The organism is Acetobacterium carbinolicum (assembly GCF_047456275.1).
GTDB lineage: Bacteria > Bacillota > Clostridia > Eubacteriales > Eubacteriaceae > Acetobacterium > Acetobacterium carbinolicum.
This window is the reverse complement of the sequence record NZ_CP173357.1, coordinates 1,658,860-1,671,086: the sequence shown is the minus strand read 5'-3', so window position 1 is coordinate 1,671,086 and position 12,227 is coordinate 1,658,860. Positions and strand designations below refer to the sequence as shown.

Genomic DNA, 12,227 nt, shown 5'->3' with positions numbered 1-12,227 from the left:
TGGTAAATTGTGATTATAATATTACCTTAAAACATCAGTTGGAATTATTCAATCAAAACGTTAAAATACAAAGGAACCCCATCATGACGCTGAGAAAATTCATTAATAAACCGGAAAACATAACCTCCGAATTACTAGAAGGTTTGGCACTGGCCAATCCATTTCTTCTCGAGGTAAAACCCCATAATCTTGTCGTCAACAAAGGACTTAAAACGGCCAATCGTGTTACGATTGTAACCCTGGGAGGATCTGGTCATGAACCTGCCTTTGAAGGATTTGTTGGCGAAGGCATGATCGATGTTGCTGTTGTTGGTGATATCTTTGCTGCGCCTGGATATAAGGCTGTTCTTGAAGCACTTCGTCTTGCCGACAAGGGCAAGGGTATTGTTTTAATTGTCTTAAACCATGCCAGTGATATGCTGGCTGGAACCCAAACCCTAGAAGAAGCACGTCGTGCCGGAATCGCGGTATCGATGGTTGTTACCCGGGAGGATGTTGCCTACGCCCCCCGTACCGCTGCGGACAGACGCCGCGGTCTGGTGGGATGTGTCCCCCTTTATAAAATTGTCGGCGCCGCCGCCGCCCAGGGGAAATCCCTTCAGGATGTTACTGCCATTGCTCAAGACTTTGCCGATAATATGGCTACCATAGCCGTCGCCTGCAAAACAGCTACTCATCCTCAAAACGGTTCCGCTTTTTCGGTCCTTGGGACTGATGAAATGGAAATTGGCATGGGCCAGCATGGCGAAGGTGGCGGTGACCGTCAAAAAATGAAGAATGCCGATGAAACGGCCATTCTGATGACCGATTTGCTCATTACCGATTTAAACCTCTGTGCTGGCGAAGAAATTATGGTGATTGTCAATGGTACGGGGTCTACTACGATCATGGAGATGTTGATCATTTTTAGATGCGTTCATAAATATCTAAGTGCGAAAGGGATCCGAATTGTGGCAAATTGGGTTGAAGAAGTTCTAACCGTTCAGGAACAAGCCGGATTTCAATTATTTTTTGCCCGCATGAATGCACAAAACCTCTGGTATTGGAATGCACCGGCACGTACGCCTTATTTAGTGCGATAAAGACCTGATTCTTTTAAGTTTTATCCACTCCTAACCTGCCTATTAACAAAATAAGAACGTCGCGAATCAAAAACGAGATTCGCGACGTTCTTTATTTTTAAACTTTAAATCATCTCAATACCATTACTTTTACAGTATTCCCTGTATATCTCTGGGACTTTATCATCCAAGACAAAACCGTCGAAAACATTCAAATCAATCATTTTTGTCAGCGAGACCTTATCAAATTTCGAGTAATCTGCCATGAGGTAACGCTTGCGACTGATTTCATGAATTGTCTGATTGATTTCTATCTCTTCAAAAGCACCATGTGTAATCCCTTTATCAATTGACACCGCCATCACCCCTATGAATGCCTTATCAATATTGAAACTTTTTAAAAATTCATTGGCCTTTTTACCGTAAAATGCACCAGAAAAACTGCGAAGCTTCCCGCCCGGCATATAAACCGTGATCCCAGAAATAGCGGATGCCTTTAATGCGGCACTTAAAGAGAGCGTAATTAAATTAATATCTTTGATGTTTTCAAGATAGTCAAGCATCAGTTCGACGGTGCTACCGGAATTCAATGCGATCGTATCGCCGTTTTTAATAAGCTTGGCGGCTTTTTGTGCAATGAACCGCTTCTCTTCAATATTCTGGGTCCTTTTTTTATAAATATCCATTTCGGACGTCGTCTGATAGTTAATTTTTTCTTTTCGAAAAGCTCCCCCATAGGACAAGGTAATCCCATACTCCTCAGCTAAATATTTTAAATCCCGTCGGATTGTCGCCTCGCCGACACCATACTTTTCTGAAAGACTGGCCACTTTAACCGAGCCTTTGCTCATAATTGTGTTTAATATTTCTTTTCTGCGGTCAATATGTAACATCTGTTTTCTCCTTACTCAATATCGTTATTTACCCAAACTAAGTTTCACAGATTATCAAGGATACTATATTTTGCTAAAGACCAGAGTATACAATGATATATAAATTGTACCTACAAATCATTTTTAAAGCAAGCATAACCGCATCAAGTTAATCAAAAGAATCACGTGTCAATTGCTTTCAATTTGATTCAAAACGTCCTTTGCATTTTGTTCTGTGATCACCAGATGTTTGACATAACCGCTCTGCAAACAACTGATAACTGCATTGGTGTTGGATTCTGGAGGAACAATACCAATAACATGTTTGATCCGTGTCAAAAGTCTTAAAGGAATTTGAATGGCATAATCATCATCTCCGGAAATCTGTCCGCCTTGCACATTAAAAAAATAAGATAGCAGACTTCCGACCGCTTTTTCCTGAATGAGTTTCTTACCAAACCGCAGCGCCGTCCCATGGTCTGGAACCAGCGGAAAACTACCCAGCGTCATAATTGCTGTATCCATTTTCCGCCAGCGCTCAAGAATATTTAGATAATTATTGGTATTCATGAATAACTCCTGATCTTGTTCGGTAGTTGGAAAAGCTGGACTAATTAAATATTCTGCCTGAAACCCCGTTTTATGTGATAAATCAGTGGCCAACTCATTGGGATGATATCCTCGATGGGGCACAGTCGCAGTTCCAATTAGGGGACAGACAATGCCATGGGCCGTTTCGCGAATATTTGTCTGGGGCAAGGCGTCAATGATTTTATTGATATTATATCCCCATCCCAGGCCTAAAACCTTGCTTTTCTCAAGAAAACTTAATAAGACCGTTGCCGCCTCCTGATGGAAAGCCTCTGCCGATGCCACCACATGACAGGTTTTTAGATCAAAACGGCGACATAGGCCCTGACTCAAACCGATGTTGGATTGTTGATACGAAAGGATCTCAATTCTTACGATCCCCTCTTTTCTGGCCTTACTCAATAAACTACTCACTGAGGGTCTGGAAATATCCAAAATCCTGGCAATTTCTGCCTGTGTCTTGTTCTCTTCATAATATAATTTTGAAATGTGAATCAATCGTATTAGTTCTTTTTCTTTCATTTGTTCACTCCATTTCTTTACATATGTCAGTATTTATTTGTTTAATATATAACAATATTCTACATATGTCAAGTTTTTGTCCGTTTAATAAAATATTTCGAATTTTATCCGTTTTTTTTACTAACATATGCTATTTTTGTTTGACTTATTGATCGACACTTGTTATACTAATGGCAAATATGTAAACGATTGTGGAGGTGATTTAATGCCACTGGAACCCTTGAAAATCAAAGACTTACTCCTTGCCGCGGCCGGCGAAATTGCCGATCATGTTGAAATCCTAACTGAACTGGATTGCGCTCTCGGTGATGGGGATCATGGTACAACCATGAAAAAACTGACAAATGTCATGTTTGACGAAATAAAAACCTGGAATCAAACCACCAACCTGAAAACAGGGTTAGAATCCCTCACTGATGCCTTGGAAGACGTCAGTGGTGGTTCAGCTGGCCCTCTGTTTGGCGCTTTTATTTATGGTATGGCTGAAGCCGCCGATCCTGATGCACCTAATACCGATACATTCATAAAAAGTATTCTGCTCGGAGCCTATGACGAATTCTTTGCCACCTCCAAAGCGGTTGTTGGCGATAAAACCATGATGGATGCCATCTACCCGGCCACCGAGGTAATCCGCAGTTCCACCGCAGACATGAAAACGACTCTTAAAAAAGCTGCTCAGGCAGCCCGAACCGGATCTGATAACACGACCGGGATGCTGGCAAAATTTGGGCGGGCCCGATACATTGGCGACCGCTGTTTAGGTCATAAGGATCCTGGCTCGGTTACCTTCGCCTTTTTCTACGAAGGGCTGGCCAAAGGATATTTAGCATAAAACTAAAATTAAAAAGGAGAAAAAAATGTACGAAATTATGCACGTAGGTGTTCCCGTTACGGAACCGGTATTGGAAGAATTTTACGCCGAGGGATTAAAGGTTCATATTTCAGGGCCAGACAACAACCCTTTCAAGTTTGAGTATCTGAGATTTGAAGAAGGCACCCCCCTTCATCCTGATGTCGTTAATTTTAACCATATTGCCTACAAGGTTCCCAATATCGATACCTTTATCAAGGATCATCAGGCCCTTGTCTTAAACGAACGGATGACGGTTGACGAACATCTGGACATTGCATTTGTCAAAGTCGATGGCACGGTTATTGAATTGATGGAAATAAAATAAATTTAAACTGTTCTAAATAATTATTAAAGGGGGAAAATGTAATGACAATGAAAAAGTTTATTAACAATCCGGATAATATCACGGCTGAATTATTAGAAGGTCTGGCTCTGGCCAATCCACAAATCCTTGAGGTGACCGAACATAATTTGATCATCAACAAAGGTCTTTCGACTGCCGATCGGGTTACCATTGTCACCATCGGCGGTGCCGGTCATGAACCGGCTTTAGAAGGTTTTGTCGGCGAAGGAATGATTGATATTTCCGTTGTTGGGGACATTTTTGCGGCTCCCGGTTACAAAGCCGTACTGGAAGCGCTGAAACTGGCTGATAAGGGCAAGGGTGTACTTTTTGTGGTGTTAAACCATGCCGGAGATATGTTAGCCGGTGACCGAACCATGAAAGAAGTCGAAAAACTGGGATTAAACGTCATAAAGGTGGTCACTCAGGAAGACATCGCCAATGCGCCCCGCTCTGACGCTGCCAACCGCCGTGGGCTGGTTGGCTGTGTGCCGCTTTATAAAATCTGTGGTGCCGCTGCCGCGCAGGGTAAATCGTTGACAGAAGTGGCCGCGATTGCTCAGGATTTTGCCGACAATATGGCTACCATTGCCGTTGCCTGCAAAACTGCCACCCATCCCCAGAATGGTGCATCCTTTGCCGAACTTGGTGAAGATGAAATGGAGGTTGGCATGGGCCAGCATGGTGAAGGCGGTGGCGGGCGTCAAAAAATGGCTACTGCCGACGAAACTGCTGTGATTATGGCCGATGCACTCCTTAAAGATCTGGCTCTGAAATCCGGCGAAGAGGTGATGGTCATTGTCAATGGTACCGGTGCCACCACCATTATGGAGATGCTACTGGTTTTCCGTCGGGTTCACCACTATCTCAGCGAAAAGGGTATTAAAATTGTCGCCAGTTGGGTCGAAGAAGTTTTAACAGTCCAGGAACAAGCCGGCTTCCAGCTTTTCTTTGCTCGTATGGATCCGGAAAAACTGGCCTATTGGGAAGCTCCGGCAAAAACGCCGTATTTGAGTCGATAGCGATGGCAGATCAGGATTCAATCAAAAAAGCCAAGGACTTTGGGTTTGACCGTCCAATGGCGAAACGGAATTTTCATGTCAAAGGAATGGATGATGTGGATTGGGGCATGAAGACCCGATTGTCAAAAATATTTGACTCCCGCAGTGGTCATACCATTATGCTGGCCTTTGATCACGGTTATATCATGGGGCCTACCCAGGGATTGGAGCGCATGGATCTGGCCATCCCACCGCTTTTAGACTATGCGGACGTCCTCATGGCTACCCGGGGCGCTCTGCGAACCTGTATCCGACCGGATCATAACAAAGCCATCGCCCTGCGTTGTTCTGCCGGAAGTTCGGTTCTAAAGGAGGATATGAGCAAGGAAATCATCGGTGTCAATGTCGAAGACGCGATCCGGATGAATGCAACCTGCATGGCGATTCAGGCCTTTATCGGGTCTGAACACGAATGCCAGAGTATTGAAAATATCATCAAAACCGTGGATGCTGGCAACCGATATGGCATCCCTACCCTGGGCGTGGTGGCGGTGGGTAAGGAAATGGAGCGAACCACCAAATACTTTTCTCTGGCCACCCGGATGCTGGCTGAATTCGGGGTCCAGATTGTGAAGGTCTATTACTGCGATAACTTTGAAGAAGTTACAGCGGCCTGTCCGGTCCCCATTGTTATTGCCGGTGGTAAAAAAGTTCCCGAAAAGGACGCCCTGGAAATCACCTATCAGGCGATTCAAAAAGGTGCTGCCGGAGTCGATATGGGGCGGAATGTCTTCCAGGCGGGTAATCCGACGGCAATGATCCAGAGCATCCGTAAGGTAGTTCATGAAGGTTTTACCGGTGCCGAAGCCTTTGCGTTTTACACTGATCTTTCTTCTCGTTAATTTGTCGTTAATCACAATAAAGGCTGTATTGGATGAGCAATTCATCCAATACAGCCTTTATTTAATCAGGAATCCAATTTTAGAACGGCCATAAATGCTTCTTGCGGTACTTCAACATTACCAACCTGGCGCATTCGTTTCTTGCCTTCTTTCTGTTTTTCCAGCAGTTTTCGTTTTCGGCTGATATCACCGCCATAACATTTGGCCAGAACATCTTTACGCATCGCCCGGATTGTTTCTCGGGCAACGACCTTGGTACCAATCGCGGCTTGAACGGGAATTTCAAACATCTGCCTTGGAATTTCTTCTTTTAATTTTTTGGCAATCAACCGTCCCCGATTTGCCGCTTTGTCCCGATGAACAATAAAAGATAAGGCATCCACCAGTTCGCCATTGAGCAGAATATCCAATTTAACCAGATCCGATGGCCGATATTCTTTGATATCATAATCAAACGATGCGTAACCCCGAGTCCGGGATTTAAGGGCATCAAAGAAATCATAAATAATCTCATTAAGGGGCAATTCATATTTCAGGATAACGCGATTTTCTTCAACGTAATCCATTGTCAGGTAGACACCCCGACGTTCCTGACACAATTCCATAATGGCGCCCAGGTATTCCGACGGCACCATGATGGCGGCATTGACAATCGGTTCTTCCATGGTTTTAATCTCAACCGGACCGGGAAGATTGGCGGGATTATCCACCCATAGTTCAGTGCCATCGGTTTTGATGACCTTGTAAATAACGCTTGGGGCCGTAGTGACCAAATCAAGATTGAATTCCCGTTCCAATCGTTCCTGAATGATCTCCATGTGGAGCAAACCAAGGAAGCCGCAGCGGAAACCAAAACCAAGGGCCATCGATGTTTCGGCCTCATAAAGCAGCGATGCATCATTAAGTTGTAACTTAGCCAAAGCTTCTTTTAAATCTTCATAACGGGAACCGTCAGCCGGATAGATACCACAAAAAACCATGGAAGTGACTTTTTTATAACCCGGCAAGGGTTCTTTGGCTGGGTTGCCGGTTTCGGTGATGGTATCGCCAACCCGGGTATCCCGAACATTTTTTATTCCAGCATTGACATAACCAACATCGCCAGCACAGAGTTCGTCGATTGGGAACAACCCTTTGCCAAAAACGCCGACCTCATTAACCTCGAAGGTTTTCCCCACGGCCATCATATCAATTTTCATGCCTTTTCTAATTTTTCCCTGAACCACCCGAACTGAGGCAATAACCCCCAGATACTGATCATAATAAGAATCAAAAATCAGTGCCTGTAATGGTGCATCAACATCGCCTTTTGGTGGCGGCACTTTTTTGACAATTGCCTCCAGTACCTCACGGATGTTAAGCCCGGCTTTAGCCGAAATCAGCGGCGCATCCTGGGCTTCAATACCGATGACATGTTCAATTTCATCCTTGACCCGCTGGGGATCGGCACTTAGCAGATCGATCTTGTTAATGACAGGAATAACCTCCAGATTGTTGTCCATCGCCAAATAAACATTGGCTATGGTCTGGGCTTCAATCCCCTGGGAGCCGTCCACAATCAGCAGTGCCCCTTCACAGGCCGCCAGACTGCGGGAAACCTCATAGGTAAAATCCACATGACCGGGAGTATCAATCAGGTTTAAGATATATTCTTCACCATCATCAGCGGTATAGAGCAAGCGGACGGCTTGAAGCTTAATGGTAATACCCCGTTCCCGTTCAATATCCATATTATCCAAAAACTGCTCTTCCATGTCGCGTTTGCTCATCAACCCGGTGTCTTCAATGAGTCGATCCGCCAGGGTTGACTTACCGTGATCAATATGGGCAATGATGGAAAAATTTCGTGTATGGTGCTGTTTATTTGTCAATTTAATTATCCTCTACTTTCAAATCTATATCAATGGTTAAACGGTTCTTTATATCACTAATTTTTATACCTAGATTCATATTCTATCAAGAAATATTTTTTTTGTCACGTTTTTTCTTGATAATCCGCTTTAAATGTGTTAGAATTGCTATGTTATAAATAAATGAGGGGGGTGAACCCATGGCTAACATTAAATCGGCTATGAAACGAGCTAAAACAAATGAAATCAGTCGTCTGCGAAATAAGATGGTGAAAACTAATCTTAAGACTTCTGTAAAAACCTTTGATCTTGCAGTTACTGAAGGTAACGTAGAAGCAGCGCAAGAAGCTTTTCGTTTAGCAGCAAAGAAAATTGATATGGCTGTTACAAAAGGTGTTTTACATAAAAACACTGCAGCACGTAAAAAAAGTACTTTGGCTAGAATCTTAAACAAGATGACTGCTTAATTACCTCATTTATATATTCCCAAAACCCGTGTCTCTAGGGTCTATCCAAAGATGTACTTACTCAGGTACATCTTTTTTTTTGCGCGAAGGCAACGAGCCCATCGCAAGCTTGCTTGTATTATATCGACACCCCGCTCATATCGTACCGATGTTTTTTTGCATCGGTACGAAGTGATCAGGATTTATCTGATCTTCATCAAAAACAATTCCAGGGCAAAATTTTGATCAATCTCCCCCAATTTCATCTGGGCATCCAGGTCTGCCCCGATCACCATAACCTCCCATAAATTATTGATGGGATAATTTTTCCCGTTTTTTAAGATCTTGTTGACAATAAAAGGAGCCAGTTTCATTTCAGTCGCTACCGCTTTGGCCGACAGTCCCCGGGCGTTGTAAATTTTGACCATCAGCAACATCCGGATTTGTCGTAGCAGCAGACTAAAAACCCCAAAGGGAGATTCCCCTTCAAGATAAAAATGGTTGAGCATCAGCAGGGCCTGATCTTTTTGCCCGCTGACCGCATAGTCGATCAGCTTGAAAATCCCCTCTTCAGTAGACTGGGGTAGAATCAACAAAATGTCTTCCCTGGTTATCTCATTGCGGTCCCCAGTATAATCAATCAGGCTGTTGAGTTCATTATCCACCATTTCCATGGTTTTTTTCTCGTTCATTAAATACATCGACCGCTGCATAAAAAGTTCCAATTCGGAACGGCTGATTTTTTTTTCCGGCATTTTTAATCCGCCGGGTAATCCAGGCTGTCAGATCACTGGCATCGAGTTTTTCAAACACCACCAGAGAACCGGCCTTGGTTAGACTTTTGTACAGTTTTTTGCGCTTGTCCGGCTGTTCCCAGTAGATAATTAGAAGTGTCGATGGACTGGGTTTCTCCAGGTAAGCGGTAATCCGATCCAGAGCTTTTTTATCGGTGATTTTATCGAGCTGTGCCTCTTCCCGAATGATAACCATTCGCTTATTACTCATCATCGGCAAGGTTTCACAGGTTGCCAGTAGTTCCGACACATCCACGTTTTTATCACTGTAGGTAGTTAGATTCAAGGGTTCCAGACCCTTTGCTATCTCAGTACCAATCAGCGTTTTTTCCATCATATGACCGATGTACTGTTCTGGGCCGGTGAATAAATAGACCGGGCTGATTTCCTTATTTTTTACACTTTTACTTAGTTCTTTATAATTCACAGCGTTTCTCCATTAGTTTAAGTTGAGTCGTATTAATGACGGATACGATTCGTTGAAGTTTAATTTACATAGTGATTGATACGGATAAATTCTCCGTTGCTGGTAATTTCCACAGCGCCTCTTTCATCGGTTCGCAGTGTCATCATTTCTTGCGCGGCTAAACGGTCCATTACCACATCGCTGGGATGGTTAAAAAAATTATTAGCCCCGACCGAAATCACTGCTATTTCCGGATCAACCGCCTGAAGAAATGCCAGACTGGATGAAGTTTTGCTACCATGATGAGGAATTTTGATGATTTGAAAATCTTGTTCACTGCTAAGGGCACGAAATTCTTTTGCCAGTTTTTCTTCAACCTCGGCTTCAATATCGCCACATAAAAGCAGATTGAACTTTTGATAGGAAACTGACATCACCAGCGAGGCATTATTCTGTTGTTCGTCCTCTTTGGGGATGATTGTCCCTTCGGGATTATATACCTTAATGGTCACACCGTCACTCCCTTCAATGACTGATCCCTCTTTTAACAAAGAAACCGGAGCCAACTGCTGATCAAGAAGCGCTTCATTATTCGTATGAATACTCATAAATAAATTTTTAACCGGATAACCATCAAAGACCAGTTCCTCAACCCCCTGACTATGATCCACATGGTTGTGAGTTAAAAAGATGGCATCCAGAGCTCGGATGTTTTTTGAATACAAGGCGGGATACAGCACCTGATCTGAAACCCGATTGGATCGTTCAAAGAGATAGCCGCCGCCATCGACCAGATAGTTCAGCCCGCCCGGGGTCTCAATCAAAATACTGTCACCCTGACCGACATCAAGAACCGTTACTACCAGATTTTTGGGAAACAGCGACGTTGCCATCACTATTAGCGCCAGCACTAGTCCCAAACTCATTACCGTGTTTCGAACATAAGGCTGGCGGAGATAAAAATAGCCTGAAATCAGAAAGACCAGCAGTAAAAACAGTCCCGTTTCAGCCAGGGATAATCCGCCACGGTTTATCCACAAAATATTTGCAACCTTTCCCAGATCATTGATTCCATCCAGCACGACAATAATAGACTCCCCTAAGAATGCCACCGGTAGGGACAAAACAGGAGCTAAAACGGGCACGATCGAAATGATCATCAGAAAACCCATCCCGGCTAGCAAAAATACGCCAATCAAGGGGACTACCAGCAAATTAGATAAGAAACTTATCAATGTAAAGCTCTTAAAATGGTATAAAAGAATCGGCATTGTGCCCACTGTGGCACAAAAAGTCAAGACCAGGCCCTGAACCACCGGGCCGGATTTTATTTTATTGTGCACCCGCTTTCTATTACGCCATTTCTCATACAAATACAGTAATGGACGATAAAACAGGATAATCCCGAGTACCGCACCCATCGATAGTTGAAAACCGGCTTGAAATAGTTGTGCCGGCCAGATCCCTAAAATCACCAGTCCGGCCAAACTAAGTTGATTCAAGGCATCCCGTTCCCGATGAATTCCCTGTCCCCAAGTCAGGCACAAGAGCATAATCGACGCCCGGATCACCGATGGTGCAAACCCGGTGATGGCAATGTAACACAGTAAAACCGGGGTCAGAAAAATGATCCAATATCGCTTTTTTATCTTTGCCATTATCAGCAGCAAGGACAGCGCCAGGAACACATACCCCACATGGAGTCCAGAAACCGATAAAACATGGGTGACGCCGGCATCTTGAAAGCGCTTCGTCAGATTCTCATTGATATTTTTTTCACCAAAAACCACACCCTTGAGCAAATCTGACACATCCCGTGAAAAGCTGGCCTCCAATTGATTTTCCAAGGCTCTTTTAATGCCCAATATCTGGTAGAATACTGTCGTTTCCTGACCGATGTGTAAAAGATTGTCGGGTTTGATCGTCAGCAACCCGTCAATGGACCGGGATTTTAGATACAGGCCATAATCAAAACCGCCAGGATTTCTTTTTCCGGCCGGCTTTGACAGTTTACCCTGTAATAACAGCACATCACCAGGTACAAAGTTTAATTGCTGATCTGTGGCAGTCGCTAACGCTTCATTCTCGTCGGTCGCGTTCGCATCTGCCTGATAGTAGAGCGTTGCTCGGATCCCCTTTGCGTCCTCAAGACGATTGTTCTTCTCTGCAGTCGTGACCAGTTCTTTAGTCGTTAGATTGATGGTTAAGCGATTTTCAAAGCGAATCGGATAATCGGTGACTATCCCGATAAGCGAAACGTCTTTTTCATAGAAGGTTTCCAACGCATCCGACTCCGGAAAGGCTCCGTAGCCCAAAATAACACCTGCCCCGAATAACCCAAGGACGAATACCATCTGGGCGATTTTGATATTTTTGAGAAAGAACGGCACTCCTGCCAGAAAGCCGATGAAACCAAGCATCACCCAAGGCGGTAAATGATAATAAACTCCGGCGATACCCATACTTAGGGTAATAAATCCCCATAATAACGGTCGCTTCATTTAAATAACCTTAAAGGGTCCCTTATTACCAAGTACCGTTAATTTCATTTTCAATACTCCTAACAATTTTATCTTAATTATACAC

The 12,227-nt window shown here is 43.9% G+C and carries 12 protein-coding genes; 6 read left to right on the top strand and 6 right to left on the bottom strand.

The genetic code is table 11. The annotated features are described in order from the left end of the window. Nucleotides 1-83: 83 nt before the first annotated feature. Nucleotides 84-1,082, top strand: a complete 999-nt coding sequence (locus ACIZ62_RS07720) for a dihydroxyacetone kinase subunit DhaK (protein ID WP_111887248.1) — start codon at nucleotides 84-86, stop codon at nucleotides 1,080-1,082. Nucleotides 1,083-1,186: 104 nt separating this feature from the next. On the opposite strand, the gene ACIZ62_RS07715 is transcribed toward ACIZ62_RS07720, so the two are convergent. Both ACIZ62_RS07715 and ACIZ62_RS07710 read right to left on the bottom strand, forming a co-directional pair. Next, nucleotides 1,187-1,954: a DeoR/GlpR family DNA-binding transcription regulator gene (locus ACIZ62_RS07715; protein ID WP_111887249.1), complete on the bottom strand. Its 768-nt coding sequence runs from the start codon at nucleotides 1,952-1,954 to the stop codon at nucleotides 1,187-1,189. 168 nt (nucleotides 1,955-2,122) lie between these two features. Beyond that, on the bottom strand, nucleotides 2,123-3,046 hold the full coding sequence (locus ACIZ62_RS07710) for a sugar-binding transcriptional regulator (RefSeq protein ID WP_111887250.1): 924 nt from the start codon (nucleotides 3,044-3,046) through the stop codon (nucleotides 2,123-2,125). Between the two features lie 205 nt (nucleotides 3,047-3,251). On the opposite strand from ACIZ62_RS07710, the gene ACIZ62_RS07705 reads away from it, so the two are divergent. From ACIZ62_RS07705 to lsrF, 4 genes are read left to right on the top strand one after another with little or no spacing between them, the layout of a single operon-like run. Continuing rightward, the gene (locus ACIZ62_RS07705) at nucleotides 3,252-3,878 is read left to right on the top strand and encodes a dihydroxyacetone kinase subunit L (protein ID WP_162624424.1); all 627 of its coding nucleotides are present in this window, start codon (nucleotides 3,252-3,254) and stop codon (nucleotides 3,876-3,878) included. 25 nt (nucleotides 3,879-3,903) lie between these two features. Further along, nucleotides 3,904-4,224 carry a VOC family protein gene (locus tag ACIZ62_RS07700; protein ID WP_111887252.1) on the top strand — a complete coding sequence of 107 codons (321 nt, stop codon included), beginning with the start codon at nucleotides 3,904-3,906 and terminating at the stop codon, nucleotides 4,222-4,224. 41 nt (nucleotides 4,225-4,265) lie between these two features. Beyond that, a complete protein-coding gene (locus tag ACIZ62_RS07695) occupies nucleotides 4,266-5,264 on the top strand; it encodes a dihydroxyacetone kinase subunit DhaK (RefSeq protein WP_111887253.1) in 999 nt (332 codons plus the stop codon). 2 nt (nucleotides 5,265-5,266) lie between these two features. After that, a complete protein-coding gene (gene lsrF / locus ACIZ62_RS07690) occupies nucleotides 5,267-6,145 on the top strand; it encodes a 3-hydroxy-5-phosphonooxypentane-2,4-dione thiolase (RefSeq protein ID WP_111887254.1) in 879 nt (292 codons plus the stop codon). Between the two features lie 65 nt (nucleotides 6,146-6,210). Here lsrF and lepA read toward each other — a convergent pair whose 3' ends face one another. After that, nucleotides 6,211-8,016 carry a translation elongation factor 4 gene (lepA, locus tag ACIZ62_RS07685; RefSeq protein WP_111887255.1) on the bottom strand — a complete coding sequence of 602 codons (1,806 nt, stop codon included), beginning with the start codon at nucleotides 8,014-8,016 and terminating at the stop codon, nucleotides 6,211-6,213. A gap of 179 nt (nucleotides 8,017-8,195) precedes the next feature. Between lepA and rpsT the strand changes: the two genes are divergently transcribed. Further along, nucleotides 8,196-8,462, top strand: a complete 267-nt coding sequence (gene rpsT / locus ACIZ62_RS07680; RefSeq protein ID WP_111887256.1) for a 30S ribosomal protein S20 — start codon at nucleotides 8,196-8,198, stop codon at nucleotides 8,460-8,462. 182 nt (nucleotides 8,463-8,644) lie between these two features. Here rpsT and holA (ACIZ62_RS07675) read toward each other — a convergent pair whose 3' ends face one another. The 3 genes from holA (ACIZ62_RS07675) to ACIZ62_RS07665 are packed head-to-tail and all read right to left on the bottom strand — an operon-like array spanning nucleotide 8,645 to nucleotide 12,142. Then, nucleotides 8,645-9,133, bottom strand: a complete 489-nt coding sequence (gene holA, locus ACIZ62_RS07675; protein ID WP_414151642.1) for a DNA polymerase III subunit delta — start codon at nucleotides 9,131-9,133, stop codon at nucleotides 8,645-8,647. Then, complete coding sequence (holA, locus tag ACIZ62_RS07670; protein ID WP_414151641.1) at nucleotides 9,099-9,662, bottom strand: DNA polymerase III subunit delta; 564 nt, start codon at nucleotides 9,660-9,662, stop codon at nucleotides 9,099-9,101. Before holA (ACIZ62_RS07670) ends, holA (ACIZ62_RS07675) begins: the two co-directional genes overlap by 35 nt. A gap of 59 nt (nucleotides 9,663-9,721) precedes the next feature. After that, entirely contained in the window at nucleotides 9,722-12,142 is a 2,421-nt protein-coding gene (locus ACIZ62_RS07665) for a DNA internalization-related competence protein ComEC/Rec2 (protein ID WP_414151640.1), read from the bottom strand. Between the last annotated feature and the right edge of the window lie 85 nt (nucleotides 12,143-12,227).